This window comes from Paenibacillus nicotianae (genome assembly GCF_042681745.1).
GTDB lineage: Bacteria > Bacillota > Bacilli > Paenibacillales > Paenibacillaceae > Saccharibacillus > Saccharibacillus nicotianae.
Window position 1 is genome coordinate 1,365,512 of the sequence record NZ_JBHUGF010000010.1, and the last position, 20,800, is coordinate 1,386,311.

The following is a 20,800-nucleotide window of genomic DNA, read 5'->3' on the forward strand; positions in this document are numbered from 1 at the left end:
AATCAGCCCTGAGGAGGTGATTCAGAAGGGGAACAAGCAAGCTAATCCAAAAAAAGATAACGCTTACTTTTGAAATGGGTAAACACTATCCAACCAAATTACTTTAGAAAGAAAGGTGAATTTTTTGAAATCCAAAAAAAGTATCTGGCAAACATTGAAATACACGATGGCCGTTTCACTATTAACTGGAAGTCTTTTACCTATCCTTTCTACACCGGCTGCTTATGCCGAAGCTCATGTTGATAATCCGTTTGTTGGCGCGACTGCATATGTGAATCCTGATTATGCGAAGGAAGTTAATGCTTCAATTGCGAAAGTAAGTGATGCTTCACTCAAAGCAAAAATGGAAACTATAAAATCCTATCCTACATCTGTCTGGTTAGATCGAATTGATGCGATAGGCGGTGGTGCGAACAATGCAGGTCGTCTTAGCTTAGAAGCTCATCTGGATGCTGCGTTAGCACAGAAAAAAGGTAATACACCGATTACTGCAAGTTTTGTTATTTATGATCTTCCTGGACGCGATTGTCATGCGTTAGCTTCTAATGGCGAATTGCCTTTGACTCCAGCCGGATTAGAACGTTACAAAACAGAATATATTGATGTGATTGCAGATATTTTTGCAAATCCTAAATATCAAGATATTCGTATTGTAAATGTCATTGAACCGGATAGCTTACCGAACCTTGTGACTAACTTGAGCGATGCACGCTGTGCTCAAGCAAGTTCGACTGGAATCTATGAAGCAGGTGTAACCTATGCATTAAACAAACTTCATGCGATTCCAAATGTATACAACTATCTAGATATCGGTCACTCTGGCTGGTTGGGATGGGATAACAACCGTACAGCAACCATCTCTTTGTATACTAAAGTGGTTCAAGGTACAACAGCAGGTCTTGCCAGTGTAGATGGCTTTGTCACCAATACAGCTAACACTACACCGCTGAATGAACCGAATCTACCGAATCCTGATCTGAATGTAGGCGGACAACCGATCAAATCTGCTAAATTCTATGAATGGAATCCATACTTTGATGAGACTGACTTTACAGGCGCTTTGTATAACGATTTTGTACGTGCCGGCTGGCCAAGCAGTATTGGATTCTTGATTGATACAGGACGTAACGGATGGGGTGGACCTAATCGTCCAACAGCCGCAATCGGAAATGATATCAATACGTACGTTAACTCTGGACGTGTAGACCGTCGTGATCATCGGGGGAACTGGTGTAATGCAAGTGGAGCAGGTATTGGGGTAGCTCCAACTTCAGCTCCAGGTGCTCATTTGGATGCTTACGTATGGGTGAAACCTCCAGGAGAATCGGATGGTTCTAGCTCACTAATTCCGAACAATGAAGGTAAAGGATTTGACCGCATGTGTGATCCTACCTTTACGACAGCAGATGGTGTGTTAACAGGTGCTCTACCTAATGCTCCAATCTCTGGTGCTTGGTTCCACGATCAATTTGTCATGTTGATCAACAATGCGTATCCAGCGATAGGTGGTTCTACAACAACACCTACAACGCCTCCTGTAACTGTACCAACAGCACCTACAGGTCTGAAAGCAACTGCTGAAGATGGTCAGGTCAAATTAAACTGGTCTTCTATCACAGGAGCAACCAGCTACACTGTCAAAAGAGCAACCAGTTCAACCGGTGCTTTTACAACAGTAGGGTCTAATATTACAACTACATTGTATACAGACAAAGCAGTGACTAACGGGACTACGTATTATTATGTTGTTACTGCAAATAACACAGTAGGTTCGAGTGTGAACTCAGCTATAGTCAGCGCTAAGCCACAAGCTACAACGACTACGCCACCGACACCTACAGACCCAACAACGCCAACACCTACCCCTGTCAGCGATCTGGTTGTACAGTATCGTGCAGGAGATACCAATATCAATGATAGCCAGATCAAACCCTATTTTAATATCAAAAACAAAGGGACAACTGCTGTTAATCTGAGTGATCTGAAATTACGCTATTATTTCTCTAAAGAAGGATCGGCTGATATGACAGCTTGGGTCGATTGGGCGCAAGTTGGTCAAAGTAATGTAACGACTACCTTTACACCTGGTTATGTAGAAGTAGGCTTTACAACTGGAGCAGGAACGCTTCAACCAGGAGCGCAAACAGGAGATATTCAGCTTCGTATGGCTAAAAATGATTGGTCTCCACTGGACGAAAGCAACGATTATTCATTCGATGCAACGAAAACAGCTTATGCTGATTGGAACAAAGTTACACTGTATAAAGGCGGTACATTAGTATGGGGAGTAGCACAATAATCGATCAAAGCTATTCCCAATCATGTAGAGATTTATAAGATAACGAATAAGAAAAGACCTTATCCCTGTAATGGATAAGGTCTTTTCTTCACAATTATATCGAAGCATTAGAAGCTTTCTAGTACATCACTCTCAACAATCTGTTGATACCGACGAAAGAAAATGAGGGAGATCAGGTAGATTGTCAAGAGGCATCGGATAACTAATCCAATATCCTTGAAAATCGTTACAACCGAGTTCTAACAATTGTCGCCATTGATCTTCTTGTTCGATGCCTTCAGCAACCACGTGTAACTCCAATGCTTCTGCCATCGCAAGCAAAGCTTTTAATACCGGAGGATTCATCTGGGCTACAAAAGAACGATCTATTTTAATATTATCGACCGGTAGACGGGTTAATGTACTCAATGAAGAATAACCTGTACCAAAATCATCAATCGAAATGGTATAACCTTGTTCACGTAATTGAAGTAGCGAAGAACATTCGCTGACTGTATCGATCATAGCTACACTTTCCGTAATTTCAAGATCGATATACTGCGGATCTACTTGTTCTTCCTCTAGAATCTGATTAATACGATCAATAAAATCAGGTTCACTTAATTGAATCCTAGAAATGTTAATCGCAATTTTGGTCTGTTGTCCATACTTGGCTTGAACAATAGGGAGGTCATGACAAGCTTGACGAATTACCCATTCTCCTATAGGAATAATCAGCCCAGTTTGTTCTGCTACTGGAATAAAATCAGCCGGAGAAACCATATATTTATGATCTTTTTTCCAGCGAAGTAATGCTTCTACAGCTACGACTTGCTTTTGTTTATTACCATAAATCGGTTGATATAGTAATTGTAACTCTTCTTTTTCCAGACAACTATTTAATGCTAATTCGTAATTAAAGCGAACGACCTGTTCATACTGAGTCTGTTCACAAAATAAATGATGTTTATTACGACCACTTGTTTTCGCATGAAAAAGCGCAATATCAGCGCGTCGTAAAGCGATCGAAATATTGATGTCTTCCGAGAAATGAGCAATACCTACACTTACATTAATTTTGATTTGACGATTGTTAAAGGTAAACGGTTCATTCATCAAAGAAATAATAATCTGCGCCATCTGCTCAGGATGTTCTTGTTGGCGATTCGATACCAGTATAAATTCATCTCCACTAAGTCGAATACTGATATATTCTGAACTGAAATTACGCTTGAGCCGCCCGGCGACTTCGATCAACAAAGCGTCGCCGCTTTCCATACCCAGTGTATCATTTACATATTTGAGATTATCGATATCAAACATAAATAAATAAGCTGGATGAGTAACGAACTCATACAAAAAACGTCGATTCAACAATTGAGTTAATTCATCATGGTAAGCATAATATTGCATTTTTTCTTTATACTGATGACGTTCTTCATAACTTCGAGTGATACAGACCAGATGGGTAATGATCTGATTTTCACTGAAAATTGGAGAAATAATACTTTCTCCACTTAACGTTCCTGTCGGTAGCAAATGACCTTCATCAAAACGTACACTTTGCGCTTGTACCAGCACTTTAGAATATTTATTGTGCAAATACTGCGCCATTTCATACTGATTCCGTTCACTATAAAGTTCAAAAAAGTTTTTTCCGATATCCTTTTTTGAGATTCCACTGAACAATTCTGCTTTTCGATTAACATAACAATAGACAAATTGTCGATTTTGGACAGCCATAATATACACTAGATCTTCCATAGCATCGAAAGCTAACTTAAGAAGCGGATGAATCAGTGAATCTTCGCTATTCATTTAGGTCCACTCCTTTACCATACTGATCATAATCTTAAAATTATTTTTAATATATACTAGGTTTAATCGGTATGTATAGAGCATATATGAAGAAAAGATAACTTCTTTTTTTAAATGAATTGTTTCAAATTTGATTGTGTTCTTCTTAACAGGGGTATATTACTATAGACATTTGTAATTTAATCTGCATAAAGGAGTGTTATACATGGCAAAAAAACTACAAGAAACAGTAGCATTAGTTACAGGAGCAAGTAGCGGAATAGGGGAAGCAACTGCTAAATCTCTAGCTGCACAGGGCGCAACTGTAGTCGTGGTAGCACGTCGCAAAGATCGTCTGGATCAATTAGTTACAGAGATTAGTGAACAAGGTGGTTCTGCTTTGGCGATTGAAGCAGATATTACAGATCAATCTCAAGCGCAAAAAGCGATTGAACAAACCATTAGTCAATATAACCATCTTGATATTGTAGTCAACAACGCAGGTGTGATGTTGTTAGGCCCAGCAGAGAATGCTCCTGCGGAAGAGTGGGAACGCATGGTATCTATCAATGTGAATGGATTATTGCATATTTCTCATGCTGCATTACCGCACTTACTCAAAGCCGCAGAACAATCCGAGCGTCAAGTTGCTGATTTGATCAATATTAGTTCAGTTGCAGGTCGTCGTGCAGGTGCTGGTTCTGCTGTATACAATATGACCAAATTTGGAGTCGTTGCTTTTAGTGAAGCGCTACGTCAAGAAGTAACAGGTCGTGGTGTGCGTGTGGGATTGATAGAGCCTGGTGTGGTACAGACCGAATTGTCTTCTCATGTCCGTTCTGAAGTAATGGAAGAGATGGGCAAATTGTTTGGTGATATTACACCGCTAGAAGCACAAGATATTGCAGATGCAATAGAATATGTAGTGACTCGTCCCAAACATGTTGCTATTAATGAAGTGTTGATTCGTCCGACACAGCAAGAATTTTAAAATCGTTATTAAACAATATATAATGTACTTAATTTGTACAAAAATAGGCACCTTACTATTAAGGATGCCTATTTTTGCTATGTTGTTGATTTTCTGTACAATCAAGCCACGAATTAATCAGGAATAACTTGAAGTAAACGAGGAATACGGATTAACAAAAATATACTTCGTCCAAGCCCGAATACGATAAATGCTAACCATAATCCATGATTACCATACACAGGCACAGCTATCCAAAGAACGACTAGAAACAATACGAAAGAAATAATCATCGAATTACGAATAGGGGCGGTTACCGATAACCCTGTAAATAAACCGTAAAATACCAGACCTGCACCTGTAACTAAAGGAAATAACAATAACCAGAAACTATACTCATTCGCAAGTGCAATCGTAGCTGCTGAATCTGTAAATAATCCTAGTAATGGTTCATGGAAAATCCAATAAACAATCACAATTAACAAAGCAGGTAAAAATGAACTGTACCACGACCAACGGATCGTTTGCCAAAGGAGTAATGGATTACGAGAACCTCCAGCTTGTCCTGCATAGATACTGCTTGCATTGGCAAAACCATCGAAAAAGTAAGCCATAATATAATGGACTTGCAATAAGATCGCATTAGCTGCCAGCAGTTCCGGCCCAAATGAAGTACTATTTGCTGTAAATATATTGAACATCGCCAATAAGCAGATCGTACGGATAAATAGATCACTATTTACGCTAATCATACGGCGCAACGCTTCACGATTAAATACTCCTGCTTGAGAAATCGATCCCCATTTAAAATACGGCGAACGCCAGATTAATACAATTCCAAATACCAGACCAGCTATCTCTGCAATCAATGTAGCAGAAGCTACTCCTGCGACTTGCCAGTGGAACACATGTACAAAGACAATCGCAAGAATCATATTAAGTACATTAATACCAATCTGCAAAAACAACGTCTGTCTCACATGTGCCATGCCAATAAGCCAGCCTAGAATAACATAATTCAGTAAAGTCACTGGAGCACCCCAGATTCGAATATGAAAATAAATCGAAGCTTGCTCACGAATATCAGCGCCGGGTCTGATCCATGCCAGTACACCTTGTAAAATAGGATACTGCAATATAATAAAAAGTAAGCCGATCAGAATAGCGATAATAGTAGGGCGTACCAATTCAGAAAAACCTTTCTCTAATTGTCCTGCTCCTTTGGCTTGAGCTGCAAATCCAGAAGTACTGACTCTTAAAAAGCCAAACAGCCAGTATAACGTATTAAAAATAAGGGTACCAATAGCAACGCCACCTATGTAAATACTACTTGATAAATGACCAACAACAGCGGTATCTACAGCACCAAGCAAAGGAGTGGTAACTGTGGAAATAATTAATGGAATACTTAAAGCAAGATAACTGCGATAACTGAACGGAGTAGAAGATTGTAATGGTTTCATACTTTTGTTATACCATAAATTAATCGAAATGACTACGATTAAACAATAACACTATGTATGATCTCATTTGTATGAAATGATTGTATATCGTTAATAAATGTGATATTAATTAATAATAACATAAACAATTATTTGAAAGCGTAATCATTACAAAGCGATATCATATCCAATAGAACTCATCTAAAGGAGAGAATACTTATGTCTACCCTGAATAAAATGCTAAATACGGTGACACCTAAAGAAGTACGTATTGCAGACGAATTTTGGACAAAATACAATGAACTGGTACGTCAGGTTGTGATTCCTTATCAGTATGATGCTCTGCATGACCGTATTGCTGATGCTGAACCTAGTTATGCTATTCAGAATTTTGAAATTGCTGCCGGTCGCAAAGAAGGGCAATTTAACGGATTTGTTTTTCAAGATACCGATGTAGCCAAATGGATTGAAGCGGTTGGTTATTCGTTAATGACTCATCCTGATGCAGAATTGGAGCGTCTGACTGATGAAGTGATTGATCTTGTTGCAGAAGCACAGGGTGAAGATGGATATTTAAATACATATTTTACAATTAAAGAACCGGAGAAGCGCTGGACAAATCTAGCCGATTGTCATGAACTCTATACAGCCGGGCATATGATTGAAGCAGGAGTAGCTTATTATCAAGCAACAGGTAAACAAAAACTGCTGGATGTTGTCTGCCGTCTAGCCGATTATATTGATACTGTATTCGGAACAGCAGAAGGTCAACTACGTGGATATGACGGGCATCAAGAGATTGAACTTGCTCTGGTCAAATTATACCGACTGACAGGAGAACAACGTTATCTGCAATTGAGTCAATTTTTTATCGATGAGCGTGGACAACAGCCTAACTTTTTAACACAAGAATGGGAGAAGCGAGATCGAATTAACTTTTTTGTAGGCAAAACGAATGAGATCAATCTTCAATACAGTCAGGCACATGTTCCGGTACGAGAGCAAAAAGAAGCAGTAGGGCATGCTGTTCGGGCAGTCTATATGTACACAGCAATGGCTGATCTTGCTGGCTTAACAGGTGATACCAGTCTATATCAAGCCTGTCAGACTTTATGGAGCAATATGGTACACAAGCAAATGTATGTGACCGGAGGGATAGGTTCTACGCATCATGGTGAAGCATTCACAATCGATTACGATCTACCTAACGATAGCGGATATTCCGAGACATGTGCTGCGGTAGGAATAGTATTTTTTGCACATCGGATGTTACAGATCGAAGCCAAAGGCGAATATGCCGATGTATTAGAACGTGCACTTTATAATACAGTTATAGGTGGCATGGCGCAGGATGGTAAACATTATTTCTATGTAAATCCATTGGAAGTATGGCCGTCTGCATGTCATCATAATCCGGGTAAGCATCATGTGAAGCCTGTCCGTCAGAAATGGTTCGGGTGTTCTTGCTGCCCGCCTAATATTGCACGTCTGGTGAGTTCATTAGGACAATACATTTACAGTACTAATCCAGATACTATTTATACCCATCTCTATATTGGTGGCGAAGCAGAGTTAGCACTTGGAGAACAATCTGTTGTGATCAAGCAAGAAAGTGGATATCCCTGGAATGGAGCAACACGCTTTTCGTTCCAATTGGAACAACCTTTATCCTTTACATTAGCTTTACGTTTACCGGGTTGGTGCAAAAAAGCTTCGCTAACGATCAATGGTGAATCTATTGACTATCAATCTTTGGTACAGGATGGATATATCTATATTCAGCGAGAGTGGTCGGCAGATGATCGGGTAGAGTGGAATATGGAAATGCATGTGCAAGTGATTCATAGTCATCCTAGATTACGCGCTGCTTCTGGCAAAATCGCTTTGCAACATGGGCCACTGGTCTACTGTCTGGAACAAGCAGATAATGGAGAATTAATCTCTGCACTATCGATCAACCCGACACAATCATTAACGGCACGATTTGATGATCAATTACTAGGAGGAGCTGTTGTAATAGAAGGCACAGCTACTCGCGAACAGACCAGCGATTGGGATGATCATTTGTATCAAGATAGTCCGCCTACGATTCAAGAACAGCCATTTACAGCGATTCCTTATTTTCTATGGGCGAATCGTAGCGAAGGCGATATGGCTGTCTGGATTCGTAAAAGTTAACCGTATAATCTATGAGGTACGATAGTTAGATGTCGTGCCTCTTTATTTTGCAGAAAATCAGATGAAAAAATGTCAAATTATCAAAAAAAGCGAACGTTTGTGCTTATTTTTTAGTGTGAACTATTGTATCAATATCAAGTTAAATGTAAAATAGAATAGAGAAGTGTAAAGGGGGGTTAATTTTGGCTAAAGCAAAAGTAGCAAAACGTCCAACAAGGGATGAATTTGCACTAGAAGAAATTGGTAATCAACTTACTGAAGCCTATCAAGAGAAATCGGAAATTTTGCTGACAGTGTGGGGCGCAGAAGAACCTGTACGTGGTCAGATTGTAAATATGGATCCACGTACAGGTAGAGTACATGTACAATATGAAGAAGAAGTTAACAAAGTGAAATTTATGGATATCATGGGTGTGAACTATCCACGAGATTAAATAAATACTTTTTGACAAAACCTTTGTAACCAGAATATACTAGCATAGTCGATAATCGGCTATGCTAGTATTTTTTTAGGAGGATCATTATGCCATTTAACCAAGAGCAGAACCCGTTAGGTTTATTACTATCAAGAACCTATTTATCCTATAAGAAAAAAGCATCTCATTTATTACTTGATTATGATATTACTCCAGAACAATTTGGTGTGCTTAATAATCTAGCAAGTCATGACGGAATCTCACAGAAAGCGTTAGCGGAGTTAATTTCCAAAGACCAGACCAGTATCGGCAAAACACTGGATCGTCTGGAAAATAAGAAATTGCTAACACGTACTGTTGATCCTTCGGATCGCCGGGCTGTATTGTTACATTTAACAACCAAAGGTCAAGAATTAATTCAGCAGACGAAGCCGATGATGCAAGAAGTGGACGACGAGATTAACGCATTGTTCACCCCGGAACAAACCAAGCAATTCATTGCGATGATCAATCAGACGTTTGAACATTTATCCCGCTGATGTTGTCAGCTGGATATTTTTTGGTGTAATACATGCACAACCATTTATATCCTATGCATGTATTTTGTAAAAAAGAGAAAAGATAGTTGGAGGAGAACAAATGACTGTATTCAAAACATTTAAAGATTTTTTGGGCATTACACAAACCAAAGTAGGGATTGTATTTTCTATTTTTGTACCTTTAGTATTTTTATTATTTTGGATGACTGGATATCATGGAGCAACTGAACGAGTAGATCAACTGGTGGTTGGAATTGTGAATGAAGATGGACAGCAAGGAGAACGTATCGCTCAAGCGATCACTACAGGTGTTCCTTATCAGACTAAGGCTTATGATTCATTAACCACAGCACAACAACAGATGGACAATGGTGATCTAACAATGGTCATTTCTATTCCGGCTCATTTTACAGAAGATGTGTCATCTAAAGGTAGTACTCAAATAAATTATTATATCAATCAAGGTAATTCAGATATTGCCAAATCGATTGTTCAAAGTTCTGCTACGCAAATTTCCGCTACGATTGGAGAACATGCTTTTGCTGATGTTCATCAAGAGATCGTGACCACTAATATTGTTAAAACACATGATATTTCGAATTTTGCAGTTTCGATGTTGCCGATGATTTTAGGTTTTGTCACATATGTTGGTGTAATGACCATGAATATCCAATTAAATATTGCATCTATGATGTTAAAGCGTGATCATAGTAAGTGGCAGATCTTTTGGGGAAGACAGATATTACTGCTTGTGATCGCTGTTGTGGCTTCATTAGTCATTACAACAGTCGCGTCGTTGTTTGCAGATACGGTTGCTTCGTTCTGGCAAATGTGGAGTTTTCATCTGTTGGTCTATATTTCTTGTATCGCTGTTACACAAATGGCATTCTCTTTGTTCGGCAATGTCGCTCCATTGTTCAACGTAGCGCTCATTCCGCTTCAGTTGATGACAGCCGGAAATATTATCCCTGCTGCTATGTTATCTCCTTTATATCGAAATGTAGGCCACTTTTTACCAGCTCCTAATGCTATACAGGGCTATTTAAGGTTAATTTATAGTGGGGCTTCTATTTCTTCCTTTGTGATTCATTTACTATGGATAGCTATTGTTACTTTTGGAATCACATGGATTCGTACAGCGCTGATCAAGCCAGCACCAAGCCCTATAAGTCATCCGGCAGGTAGCCACTAAGCTGAAGGAAAAGGCATGTCTACAGCAAGACATTTAGTACGATATCTGCTTTGTAGAAATCACCTGTGGATTTATCAAAAAAGCATATATACTGCCAGATGATAAGGTGAAGTGAATAAGATTGTAGTGTATCAATGATCTGTACTATTCCAAAAGGAGGCGTTAACCATGTCATTATCCCACATTCTCGTTCCTTATGATGGCTCAGAACACTCTCAAAAAGCATTGGAAAAAGCAATCGGACTAGGAACAGAGCTCAACGCTCACATTGAAGTATTGTATGTGGATTCCACGTCTACAGAAATTTTAGAACAGCCGTTAATCATTCCTACCCATGAACTAGAATCTTATTTTGACCATGAAGAAGAGGATGTACGCCTTAATCTTCGTCGCTTGATCTCAACGATTCCGAACGCTCAAGCTACGGTTATTCAAGGTAGTGCAGGCAAAGGTATTGTTAAGTATGCTGATCGTATTGAAGCAGATCTTATTATTATGGGTAGTCGTGGCTTAGGAACAGTGAGCGAATTTGTAATGGGTAGTGTGAGTCATTATGTTACTCAACGTGCTAAATCTCCAGTGATGATTGTGAAATAAAAAGAACCAAATACAATAACTCTGTTGGAATAAATGGAGTTAGCCAATATCCTGCCGCTATTTGTGAGCAGGATATTTGGTGTGTATTTTACATTTTATCTGTAGCAGTACTGTAGTATCTATATTCTTATATTCTTATTTCTACATTTTGATAAAGAATATCTCGGTTGATATAAAGGATAACTTCTCTTCTCAAGCGAATAAGTAACACTGTAATGAAAACGTTAACATTTTAGAGGAGGATGGATAATGAAAAGCAAACTACGAAGTAAATGGGGCACTTTAAGCTGTATGATGTTGGTAGGCGCATTGTTAAGTACATGCTGGGGACAATCATCTGCTGTACACGCTTCTGCAACCGCTTACAAATTTGATTTTGGCGCTGGTAGTGTAGTATCTGGATATACAGGTGTTCAAGCTTCTACAGCCTATAATCCCTCTACTGGATATGGATTCAATACACCATCAAATATCAAAAATGTATCTGCTTCAGGCACAGGCATAGGAAGCGATGCTGTTCAATTTGTAACATTTGGCACGAAAAGTAATAATACGTTCAATGTGGATTTGCCCAATGGGCTGTATGAAGTCAAAGTAACCCTCGGCAATACGACTCGCTCTAGTGTAGCGGCAGAAGGGGTATATCAGCTTATTAATATGACGGGCGATCTTGCCACTGATCAATTTCAGATTCCTATTACAGACGGTCAGCTTAATCTTTTAGTGACCGAAGGTAAAGTAGGCGCAGTCTTTACATTAAGTGCATTAGAGATTACTCAAGTCTCTACCAATCCTACAACACACCCAACGATCTATGTCGGTGGTGATTCAACAGTAGCCAACTACTATCCATTAGCCAATAGTGTACAAGGTGGATGGGGGCAGATGTTATCTAAATTCATCAATCAAAATGATTATTTAGTACGCAATATGGCATCCGGTGGACAGATCGCTCGTGGATTTCGTGATGATGGACAACTTGAAGCCATTTTGAAATACATCAAACCAGGTGATTACTTTATTGTGCAACTGGGAATCAATGATACGAATGCCAAAAATAATACAACAGAAGCACAATTTAAAGAGATTATGCGCGATATGGTAAAGCAAGTAAAAGCTAAAGGAGCAACGGTTATCTTATCTACTCCTCAAGGGAGAGCGACTGATTTCGATAGTTCAGGCGTGCATCATGCAGAAGGTCGCTGGTATCGTGCAGCTACAATAGCACTAGCTCAAGAAGAAAATGTACCGTTAATCGACCTTAATATACTCAGCTCTGCTTATTTCACTTCAATCGGTGCAAATGCTACGCTTGCTCTGTATATGAATGGAGATACATTGCATCCTAATTATGCAGGCGCAACAGAGTTGGCTCGTATCGTCGTAGAAAATATGAAAGCTCAAGGTCTGTACTGATTGATTGTACTGTAGTGATTGTAATTCATATGTATACTTTATATTTGATTCAACGTCATAATGTATATTCGATGAGTGTATTTGTTTTACCGAATCATTATAAGTGAAAAATTATCACCCAAAGCCTCTTCGTTGTTTAACGTTGGCGGCTTTGGGTGATTTTTGGTGTAAGGATGTTCATACATAACTAAAGAAATTATAGTATAATACGTTAAGTATTGCTATGAAGTGTTTTGAAAGGTAGACTATATACGATTAGCTTTTCAATGTTATGAATAACTTAATCCGATCTTTGGCTATAAAAGATCAGACCTGATGGAGGATATATTATGTTACTTATCGAACCAACTTTGATTCAACAACGAATCGATGATCTACAAGATCAAGATTTGTATATTCATTTGGAAATGACCACTGGAGCATATGCGGCTCATCTGGATAGTACCAAGCATCCAGCAGCGACCTTTATCAGCAATGCAACTTTACGTTATATTCATGGCTCTATCTCTGGTGAAGGGCCTTATCGTGTAGGGCTCAAAACAGAGCTAGGTTGGGTATATTCAGAAGGATTAACCCATTATGAAGAAACCGAGCAAGAGCGTCTTATTCTAGCCGGTCATGATACGCAAGGTAAATTAGTAGTTGCTTTGCAACTAAGTAAGGAGCCTTTCTAATGGACAATAATAAAAAAACAACATTCTCTCTTATTCCTGCTGATTCTCGTATCCTTGTCGTATTGCCACATCCTGATGATGAAGCATTCAGCTTGTCCGGTACACTTGCCAAACATATTGCTGGCGGTGGTCAAGTAACATACGCTTGTCTAACTCTTGGTGAAATGGGACGTAATATGGGGATTCCTCCTTTTACAAACCGTATTGGATTACCTACTATTCGTAAAGGTGAATTGGAAGAGTCTGCACAAGCTATCGGGATTCAAGATTTGCGTATGCTTGGCTTCCATGACAAAACGATTGAATTTGAAGTCAAAGAAGTATTGGATGGCGCGATTTACGATATGATCGTTGAACTCAAGCCTTCATTGATCGTTACATTCTCTCCAGGGTATAGCGTTCATCCAGACCATGATGCTACCGGAGCGGCTGTTGTACGTGCAGTAGAACGTCTACCTCAAGCAGAACGTCCATTATTGCATACGATGGCATTTTCTAAAAATTGTTATGCTGAACTAGGGCATCCTGATATCGAAAATGATGTCAGTGATTATTTAGAAAATAAAATGAAATCAATCGAGGCACACCGTTCTCAATTTCAAGCGGTTGAAATGCTAGGTCAGAACCCATTAAAAGATAAAGAAATCAAAGAGCGTTTCGGTAAAGAACGCTTCTGGACACATCAGGTTTAATATAGAGCGTTAACACAAAAAAAGCAGTCATATTTCTTCCTATGTGAATAAGAAGAGTATGACTGCTTTTTGTTTTATTTAATTAAGCCTTTAGAAACAAGAAAATCGTGAGCAACATCATCTTCGCGGAAACCTTGATCCACTTTAGCGTTCATCGTCTGCATATCTTGTTCACTGATTTTGCCTTCTAATGCTTCTAAAGCTTTTTGAATTGCTGGATATTTCTGTAGCGTCTCTGAACGAACAGCTACACCTGCATCATAAGGTGGGAAAAAGTGCTTATCGTCTTTGAGCACAAATAGATTATTAAGCTTGATCTGACCATCGGTCGAGTAGACACTTACTACATCAGTGTCATGCTGACCAATCAAACGGTACTTGATACCTTGATCCATACCTCTAACATCTTTGAAAATCATATTGTACTTTTTCTTCAATCCAGGATACGTATCTGCACGATCGGTGAATTCAAATTCGGATGCTAATTCAAGATTAGGCGATACTTTCGCTAGATCACTAAATGTTTTTAGATTATACTTTTGCGCTGTTTCTTGATTGACTGCCAGCGAATACGTATTGCTAAATCCAAACGGAGCAATAAATTGCAAATCATCTTTTTTCATCAAACGTTTAGCGCTTGCTAGTGTTCCTGTAGAATCGGTTGTCTCTTGTTGATAATAGTTAGCAACAATGGTTCCTGTATATTCAGGATACAATTGAATATTGTTATTTTGAAGAGCAGTCCAGGCAACACTTGATCCACCTAGATTCACTTTACGATTGACTTTAATGCCGGTACGATTTTCAATCATATCTGCCATCAGATAAGCCAGTATAATGTTTTCAGTAAAGTTTTTGGAACCGATCGTGATTTCTCCACCGGTCGTTCCTTCAGTAGCTGCCGAGTTGCTACAAGCTGTCGTTAGCAGAGCAGTTATAGTCAATATACATATCAATAACGTACCCAAGCGTTTATTTAGGTTCATCACTTTATTCCTCCTGCATTTCAGATTCCTTATTTCAATCCTCGTGGCGTTGTCCAACGTTCTACCAATCCCAGCAAGTAATCGAATAACAATGCAAGAATTGCCGCAGGAATAGCACCCAATAGAATAAGGGCATCAATATTACGAGTAATACCGAGGAAGATAAAGTCTCCCAAACCACCTGCACCTATAAAAGCAGCTAACGTCGCTGTACCTACGTTAATAACGGTAGCTGTACGGATTCCCGCCATGATGACAGATAGTGCAAGTGGAAGCTGAACACGAAACAAAATTTGACGACTCGTTAAGCCCATGCCTTTAGCGGCTTCAATAATTGCTGGATCGACATCTTTGATTCCTGTAAATGTATTACGAATAACAGGAAGTAGAGAATACAGGAATAATGCAGCTACTGCTGTAATCGTACCAATCCCGAAAATCGGAATCATAAATCCAAGTAAAGCCAGACCCGGAATAGTCTGCAAAATACTGGCTACGCCTATAATCGGTGTACGTAATCCTTTGATACGTGCAACCAGAATACCAGCAGGCACACCTATAACAATAGCAATTAACATCGAGATCAATACTAATTTAATATGAACACCAGTCGCTCCAAGTAGCTCAGGACCACGAAGATTAAACTGACGGATAAATTGTTCCCACAATGATATGTTTTCCATTATACTTCGCCTCCAGCCCAGTGATTAGCAAACATCGTCAGCAAAGTACCACGAGTTACTATACCTACCAATTTTCCTTGTTCATCGACTACCGGTAAAATTCCGTTTTTAGCTTCTACCACATTTAATAGCGCATCTTGCGCTGTATCTGTTGGTTTTAAGATATGAAGTACTGGCTTAATAATCTCGCCGATTGTCGCTACGGTATCGATGTTAGCAAGCACATCGTATGCAGATACGACTCCAAGTAAGATGCCTTGTGCATCAGTAATTAACAATGTATCTGTTTTGCGTTGACGCATGAAAGTAATAGCTTTGGCAGGGGTACGATCCGGAAGCGAAGTAGACGGATCTTTACGCATCAGATCCGTCACCGGAATATACTCTGGATTCTGGTACAATCTGTTTTTGCCAATAAATTCTTCTACAAAACCATGAGATGGCTCACGCAATAACATATCAGGCGTATCAAGTTGTAACAATTCGCCGTCTTTCATCACAGCAATACGATCGCCTAATTTCAAAGCTTCGTCCATATCATGAGTAACAAAAACGATTGTTTTTTTCAGATCACGTTGTAGACGTAGTAGTTCATCTTGCAATTGTTCTCGTGTAATCGGATCAAGTGCTCCAAAAGGTTCATCCATCAATACAATATCAGGATCGGCTGCAAGTGCACGCGCTACACCGACACGTTGTTGCTGTCCGCCGGATAATTCTTTGGGATATCGCTTAGCGAATAATTCAGGATCTAGACCAACCAGATTAAGCATTTCGATCACACGAGCTTTTTTCTTTTGTTCATCCCAGCCTTTGAGTTCAGGCATCAGCGCGATATTTTGCTCAATCGTATAGTGAGGAAACAATCCAGCCTGTTGGATAACATAGCCCATCGTACGGCGTAATTTGACCGGATCTTGCTTTTTGATATCTTTTCCATTTACAGACAAAGTACCTCCGGTATGAGATACCAGACGGTTGATCATTTTCATCGTTGTTGTTTTACCACATCCGCTTGGACCGATAAAGACTAGAAATTCACCATCACGTATTTCAAAATTAAGTGACTTTACAGCTTGAAAACCATCGGGATACGTTTTGCTTACATTTTCAAATTTAATCATAACTTGTACTCCTTTATCGTATTTCTTTTTTGTTTACGTTACCTCATAGCTGATTGGATCTAAGCTATAACTATCGTATGTACAACCATTGACATCTGAATCATAATTCTGAAAGAAAAGGGGGATTTATCATTGAGTATGCTATAGAAGTGAGAATAGCATTACATCACACGAAGAAAGGCATCTTATGAACAGTTCATCATGCGTATAACAATTAACTGAGCTCCATGTATTTAGACCTAATTTATTTATTTGAAACACTTTATCAAGTTCAAACGTCATAAAATCAGTCGAAAAATGTCTAAAAAAAGTAAAAGAAGTCTTTTGATTATTAGATGGATAACGCTTACAATTTAGATAGAATAAATCAAATAAATCATGTAGAGAGGATGTTGAACATGGAAAGAGTTTCATTTGTATTACATATTAATCCGCAAGATCAAGCACAATATATTGAACGTCATCAAGCAGTATATCCAGAGCTGCTTCAAGCGTTCGGTGAAGTAGGGATTCATACGTATAGTATTTTTTTACATGAAGGTACTTTATTTGCTTATATGGAAGTAGATCATTATCAATCGGCGATGGATCAACTGGCGGTACATCCCGCTAATCAGCGCTGGCAACAATTTATGGGGGATATGCTAATAACCAATCGTCAAGGAACAACATCTGAAGTGATCCCTGAAGTGTTTCATTACCATAATTAATCTTATTTCTAGCAATATCCCATAGAGAATAGTTGAAAGAACACCTTCAGCCTGTCATGATTAGTGTTGGAGGTGTTCTGATATGAAATATGTTCATTTTAATTATCAACAACAGCAACACATCGGGATAGCTGTAGACGATGTGATTGTACCTATGTCTGCATTACAACCTTTTGTCGATTCCTCGTTAACCCTTCCTGTACAGATTGACGATCTCTGGTCACAACATGGATTACATACACAGATTCAACACATCTTAGAACAACACACCACTGAACTTTTAGCGCAATCGATTGCCGAACAAGATATCGAATGGTTACCTGTTATACCAAACCCCGGTAAGTTGATCTGTATTGGTCTAAATTATCGCCGTCATGCAGAAGAAACGAATGCACCGATTCCGCAAACACCTGTTGTCTTTAGCAAATTCTCTGATGTTGTAGCAGGTCATCTGCAATCTGTACCGCTCCCACCAGCCAGTACACAAGTTGATTATGAAGCAGAGCTATGTATAGTGATCGGCCAGCAAGCGAGTCAGGTGAGCACAGAAGAGGCTTTAGATTATGTGTTTGGTTATTGTGCTGCTAATGATGTCTCTGCACGCGATCTACAGATGCTCACCAGCCAATGGTTGCTAGGCAAAACATGTCCTCATTTTGCACCAATTGGCCCTTATCTGGTTACAGCCGATGAAGTGGGTGATCCCAATCAGCTACAGATCAGTGCCTATCTGAATGGAGCGCAAGTCCAACATTCCAATACATCGGATATGATTTTCGATTGTCGTTATATTATTCATTATCTTTCTCAGCACATGACGCTTAACCCGGGTGATATTATTTTGACAGGTACACCTGAAGGTGTGATTTTGGGGAAACCTGAAAAGGAACGAATCTGGATACAATCAGGTGATCAAGTCACAATAGAAATTGAAAAGTTAGGTAGATTAACGAATACATTCGTCTCTGCTGAATAGAATCAAACGATATTTCAAAGTATAGGAGGGATCGATATGATCCAGCAAAACACCAAACTGAGAACACTGGGAACGTTTCTCAAATCACGTCGTCATCAATTGCAACCAGAACAAGCAGGGTTCAGTCATTCTTACGGTACACGTAGAACGCCAGGATTACGCCGGGAAGAAGTGGCTGTACTTGCTGGTGTAAGTGCTACGTATTATACATGGTTAGAGCAGGGAAGAGATGTGACCGCTTCACGCGATGTGATTGAAAATATAGCCAGAGCGCTACAATTGAATCCTGATGAAAGAATACATTTGCTTCAGCTCTGGAATCCGAATGATCCTGAGACGATTGCAAATGTCTCTACGATAAGCCCGCATTGGCAATCGATTCTGAATCAGCTTCATTCCCCAGCAGTCATTACAAATTATATGTCAGAATTTATTTTTTGGAATCCAGCGGGCAATGAATTATTTTCCAATCTAGATAACATGTTACCTGAAGAACGATTTTTTATAAGGTTAGTGTTTCTGAATAAAGATTTTCGAAGTCGGATTGTAAATTGGGAAGAATATTCTACCAGTTGTGTTGCTGTCTACCGCAGTTATTATGATCGTCATCCAGAAAATCCTGTTTTTAGAGAGTTTGTACAGCGTTTATGTCTAGAAAGTCCTGAATTTGAAGTCATATGGAATCTACATCATGTGCAAATAAAAAAATCATGTCTTTTACACATTGATATGCCTAGCGCCAAACAAACGATTAGTTTTGACTCTAATTCAATAGCGACACTCGATAATAGCCCTAATTATTATATGTGTATCTATACGCCTGTATCCTTATAGCCGATATCGAACTCTTAAACTAACAGATAGCTAACATGCTGCCTGTTAGTTTTTTTACTAGCATAACTGTACTGTGGTTGAACATATACATATGGAATAGGATATAGAAAGTAACCACACTATTGTATAGATTGAACAGGAGGAACGATAGATGCACTATAATCAATTAGGTCCAAGCGGGCTATTTGTATCTGAATTATGTTTTGGCACAATGACGTTCGGAGGCGGAGAAAATTTTGATATCGTTGGTAAAGTACAGCAAGAAGAAGCAGAAACTTTACTGGCGCGTGCTTTTGAAGCAGGAATTAACTTTTTGGATACCGCAGACACTTACTCTAAAGGCAATTCAGAAATAATTACTGGACAAGCACTTCGCAACTTAGGCGTCAACCGAGAAGAAGTGGTTATCGCTACGAAAGTGTTCGGTGTAACGGGGTCTTCTCCTAATCAGAGAGGTTCTTCTCGTAATCATATTATGGATGGTGTCCAAAATAGTCTGGAACGTCTACAGATGGATCATATTGATCTGTATCAACTTCATGGATTCGATCCTGCTACTTCGATAGAAGAATCGCTACAAGCCTTAACTGACCTTGTACGCCAAGGATTAGTTCGCTATATTGGTGTATCTAACTGGGCAGCATGGCAAATCGCTCAATCTATCGGTATTTCGAATCAGCATCGACTTGAAAAATTTGTTTCTACACAAGCGTATTATTCACTTGTAGGTCGTGAGCTAGAACGCGAGATTATCCCGATGTTGCATAGTCATAACGATATGGGGCTACTTGTATGGAGTCCACTTGCAGGAGGTTTATTAAGCGGTAAATTTACACGAGATCAGCAAAATTCTGAAGGCAGTCGCCGCAATGATTCTGATTTCCCACCTGTAAATAAAGAACGCGCCTATGATATTATCGATACTTTGGCAGAAATGGCGAGTCAGAAAAAAGCATCGGTAGCTCAACTTGCTCTAGCATGGCTTCTACACCAACGCGCAGTGACCAGCGTTATTATAGGGACTAAGAAGATCCATCAGTTGGAAGATAACTTAGGCGCTATCGATATTGTATTTTCTGAAGAAGAATTGCAGACATTGAATCAGATCAGCCAGATTCCTAGTGAATATCCCGGTTGGATGACAGATATATGGAGTCAAGCAAGAACAGAACAATTGAAAAATGTGCGGCATCCCCGTTCGTGATATACATTACACTAAAAAAAGGAATCCCCAGGTAATATACTTGTGGGTTCCTTTTTTTAGTGTATGTTACGTTTTGTTCTCAATGCTACGAT

Annotated in this window: 19 protein-coding genes; 14 read left to right on the forward strand and 5 right to left on the reverse strand. The window is 39.3% G+C overall.

All coding sequences use genetic code 11. From position 1 onward, the window contains the following. The first annotated feature begins 166 nt into the window (after window positions 1-166). Window positions 167-2,299 carry a glycoside hydrolase family 6 protein gene (locus ACFSGI_RS10305; protein ID WP_204824983.1) on the forward strand — a complete coding sequence of 711 codons (2,133 nt, stop codon included), beginning with the start codon at window positions 167-169 and terminating at the stop codon, window positions 2,297-2,299. 132 nt (window positions 2,300-2,431) lie between these two features. Here the strand turns inward: ACFSGI_RS10305 and ACFSGI_RS10310 are convergent, their stop codons facing one another. Then, window positions 2,432-4,096 (reverse strand): EAL domain-containing protein, encoded by a 1,665-nt coding sequence (locus ACFSGI_RS10310; RefSeq protein ID WP_204824048.1) that lies wholly within the window; start codon window positions 4,094-4,096, stop codon window positions 2,432-2,434. 205 nt (window positions 4,097-4,301) lie between these two features. Between ACFSGI_RS10310 and ACFSGI_RS10315 the strand changes: the two genes are divergently transcribed. Beyond that, a complete protein-coding gene (locus ACFSGI_RS10315; RefSeq protein ID WP_204824049.1) occupies window positions 4,302-5,066 on the forward strand; it encodes an SDR family NAD(P)-dependent oxidoreductase in 765 nt (254 codons plus the stop codon). 113 nt (window positions 5,067-5,179) lie between these two features. On the opposite strand, the gene ACFSGI_RS10320 is transcribed toward ACFSGI_RS10315, so the two are convergent. Continuing rightward, window positions 5,180-6,508: an MATE family efflux transporter gene (locus ACFSGI_RS10320; protein WP_204824050.1), complete on the reverse strand. Its 1,329-nt coding sequence runs from the start codon at window positions 6,506-6,508 to the stop codon at window positions 5,180-5,182. 198 nt (window positions 6,509-6,706) lie between these two features. Here ACFSGI_RS10320 and ACFSGI_RS10325 point away from each other — a divergent pair, with 198 nt between their 5' ends. The 8 genes from ACFSGI_RS10325 (at window position 6,707) to bshB2 (ending at window position 14,191) form a co-directional block, all read left to right on the forward strand. Next, window positions 6,707-8,665 carry a glycoside hydrolase family 127 protein gene (locus tag ACFSGI_RS10325; protein ID WP_204824051.1) on the forward strand — a complete coding sequence of 653 codons (1,959 nt, stop codon included), beginning with the start codon at window positions 6,707-6,709 and terminating at the stop codon, window positions 8,663-8,665. Between the two features lie 182 nt (window positions 8,666-8,847). Beyond that, window positions 8,848-9,099, forward strand: a complete 252-nt coding sequence (locus ACFSGI_RS10330) for a YolD-like family protein (RefSeq protein WP_204824052.1) — start codon at window positions 8,848-8,850, stop codon at window positions 9,097-9,099. A gap of 89 nt (window positions 9,100-9,188) precedes the next feature. Then, window positions 9,189-9,620 (forward strand): MarR family winged helix-turn-helix transcriptional regulator, encoded by a 432-nt coding sequence (locus tag ACFSGI_RS10335; protein ID WP_204824053.1) that lies wholly within the window; start codon window positions 9,189-9,191, stop codon window positions 9,618-9,620. Between the two features lie 100 nt (window positions 9,621-9,720). Next, window positions 9,721-10,812 carry a YhgE/Pip domain-containing protein gene (locus ACFSGI_RS10340; RefSeq protein WP_204824054.1) on the forward strand — a complete coding sequence of 364 codons (1,092 nt, stop codon included), beginning with the start codon at window positions 9,721-9,723 and terminating at the stop codon, window positions 10,810-10,812. Window positions 10,813-10,980: 168 nt separating this feature from the next. Further along, window positions 10,981-11,409, forward strand: coding sequence for a universal stress protein (locus ACFSGI_RS10345; protein WP_204824055.1), 429 nt, complete (start codon window positions 10,981-10,983; stop codon window positions 11,407-11,409). Window positions 11,410-11,658: 249 nt separating this feature from the next. Beyond that, window positions 11,659-12,825: a rhamnogalacturonan acetylesterase gene (locus ACFSGI_RS10350; protein WP_379283137.1), complete on the forward strand. Its 1,167-nt coding sequence runs from the start codon at window positions 11,659-11,661 to the stop codon at window positions 12,823-12,825. 329 nt (window positions 12,826-13,154) lie between these two features. After that, on the forward strand, window positions 13,155-13,499 hold the full coding sequence (locus ACFSGI_RS10355) for a YojF family protein (RefSeq protein WP_204824056.1): 345 nt from the start codon (window positions 13,155-13,157) through the stop codon (window positions 13,497-13,499). Further along, on the forward strand, window positions 13,499-14,191 hold the full coding sequence (bshB2, locus tag ACFSGI_RS10360) for a bacillithiol biosynthesis deacetylase BshB2 (protein WP_204824057.1): 693 nt from the start codon (window positions 13,499-13,501) through the stop codon (window positions 14,189-14,191). The genes ACFSGI_RS10355 and bshB2 overlap by 1 nt, the downstream gene beginning before the upstream one ends. Before the next feature lie 74 nt (window positions 14,192-14,265). Here bshB2 and ACFSGI_RS10365 read toward each other — a convergent pair whose 3' ends face one another. Genes ACFSGI_RS10365 through ACFSGI_RS10375 form a run of 3 tightly spaced genes read right to left on the reverse strand, consistent with a single transcriptional unit; the run spans window position 14,266 to window position 16,984 of the window. Next, window positions 14,266-15,177, reverse strand: coding sequence for a glycine betaine ABC transporter substrate-binding protein (locus ACFSGI_RS10365; RefSeq protein WP_204824058.1), 912 nt, complete (start codon window positions 15,175-15,177; stop codon window positions 14,266-14,268). A gap of 29 nt (window positions 15,178-15,206) precedes the next feature. Next, on the reverse strand, window positions 15,207-15,860 hold the full coding sequence (locus tag ACFSGI_RS10370; protein ID WP_204824059.1) for an ABC transporter permease: 654 nt from the start codon (window positions 15,858-15,860) through the stop codon (window positions 15,207-15,209). Continuing rightward, a complete protein-coding gene (locus tag ACFSGI_RS10375; RefSeq protein ID WP_204824060.1) occupies window positions 15,860-16,984 on the reverse strand; it encodes an ABC transporter ATP-binding protein in 1,125 nt (374 codons plus the stop codon). Before ACFSGI_RS10375 ends, ACFSGI_RS10370 begins: the two co-directional genes overlap by 1 nt. Before the next feature lie 398 nt (window positions 16,985-17,382). On the opposite strand from ACFSGI_RS10375, the gene ACFSGI_RS10380 reads away from it, so the two are divergent. The 4 genes from ACFSGI_RS10380 to ACFSGI_RS10395 all read left to right on the forward strand — a co-directional run bounded on the left by ACFSGI_RS10380 (window position 17,383) and on the right by ACFSGI_RS10395 (window position 20,708). Continuing rightward, window positions 17,383-17,694, forward strand: a complete 312-nt coding sequence (locus ACFSGI_RS10380) for an L-rhamnose mutarotase (protein ID WP_204824061.1) — start codon at window positions 17,383-17,385, stop codon at window positions 17,692-17,694. Window positions 17,695-17,776: 82 nt separating this feature from the next. Further along, window positions 17,777-18,670, forward strand: a complete 894-nt coding sequence (locus ACFSGI_RS10385) for a fumarylacetoacetate hydrolase family protein (RefSeq protein WP_204824062.1) — start codon at window positions 17,777-17,779, stop codon at window positions 18,668-18,670. Between the two features lie 36 nt (window positions 18,671-18,706). After that, window positions 18,707-19,504, forward strand: coding sequence for a helix-turn-helix transcriptional regulator (locus ACFSGI_RS10390; protein WP_204824063.1), 798 nt, complete (start codon window positions 18,707-18,709; stop codon window positions 19,502-19,504). Window positions 19,505-19,655: 151 nt separating this feature from the next. Further along, window positions 19,656-20,708 (forward strand): aldo/keto reductase, encoded by a 1,053-nt coding sequence (locus tag ACFSGI_RS10395; RefSeq protein WP_204824064.1) that lies wholly within the window; start codon window positions 19,656-19,658, stop codon window positions 20,706-20,708. Window positions 20,709-20,800: the final 92 nt, after the last annotated feature.

Excerpts from the sequence above, each read along its gene's own strand:
- ACFSGI_RS10305 (WP_204824983.1), top strand. The coding sequence starts at position 167 with ATGGCCGTTTCACTATTAACTGGAAGTCTTTTACCTATCCTTTCTACA.
- ACFSGI_RS10310 (WP_204824048.1), bottom strand. The coding sequence starts at position 4,096 with ATGAATAGCGAAGATTCACTGATTCATCCGCTTCTTAAGTTAGCTTTC.
- ACFSGI_RS10315 (WP_204824049.1), top strand. The coding sequence starts at position 4,302 with ATGGCAAAAAAACTACAAGAAACAGTAGCATTAGTTACAGGAGCAAGT.
- ACFSGI_RS10320 (WP_204824050.1), bottom strand. The coding sequence starts at position 6,508 with ATGAAACCATTACAATCTTCTACTCCGTTCAGTTATCGCAGTTATCTT.
- ACFSGI_RS10325 (WP_204824051.1), top strand. The coding sequence starts at position 6,707 with ATGTCTACCCTGAATAAAATGCTAAATACGGTGACACCTAAAGAAGTA.
- ACFSGI_RS10335 (WP_204824053.1), top strand. The coding sequence starts at position 9,189 with ATGCCATTTAACCAAGAGCAGAACCCGTTAGGTTTATTACTATCAAGA.
- ACFSGI_RS10340 (WP_204824054.1), top strand. The coding sequence starts at position 9,721 with ATGACTGTATTCAAAACATTTAAAGATTTTTTGGGCATTACACAAACC.
- ACFSGI_RS10345 (WP_204824055.1), top strand. The coding sequence starts at position 10,981 with ATGTCATTATCCCACATTCTCGTTCCTTATGATGGCTCAGAACACTCT.
- ACFSGI_RS10350 (WP_379283137.1), top strand. The coding sequence starts at position 11,659 with ATGAAAAGCAAACTACGAAGTAAATGGGGCACTTTAAGCTGTATGATG.
- ACFSGI_RS10355 (WP_204824056.1), top strand. The coding sequence starts at position 13,155 with ATGTTACTTATCGAACCAACTTTGATTCAACAACGAATCGATGATCTA.
- bshB2 (WP_204824057.1), top strand. The coding sequence starts at position 13,499 with ATGGACAATAATAAAAAAACAACATTCTCTCTTATTCCTGCTGATTCT.
- ACFSGI_RS10365 (WP_204824058.1), bottom strand. The coding sequence starts at position 15,177 with ATGAACCTAAATAAACGCTTGGGTACGTTATTGATATGTATATTGACT.
- ACFSGI_RS10370 (WP_204824059.1), bottom strand. The coding sequence starts at position 15,860 with ATGGAAAACATATCATTGTGGGAACAATTTATCCGTCAGTTTAATCTT.
- ACFSGI_RS10375 (WP_204824060.1), bottom strand. The coding sequence starts at position 16,984 with ATGATTAAATTTGAAAATGTAAGCAAAACGTATCCCGATGGTTTTCAA.
- ACFSGI_RS10380 (WP_204824061.1), top strand. The coding sequence starts at position 17,383 with ATGGAAAGAGTTTCATTTGTATTACATATTAATCCGCAAGATCAAGCA.
- ACFSGI_RS10385 (WP_204824062.1), top strand. The coding sequence starts at position 17,777 with ATGAAATATGTTCATTTTAATTATCAACAACAGCAACACATCGGGATA.
- ACFSGI_RS10390 (WP_204824063.1), top strand. The coding sequence starts at position 18,707 with ATGATCCAGCAAAACACCAAACTGAGAACACTGGGAACGTTTCTCAAA.
- ACFSGI_RS10395 (WP_204824064.1), top strand. The coding sequence starts at position 19,656 with ATGCACTATAATCAATTAGGTCCAAGCGGGCTATTTGTATCTGAATTA.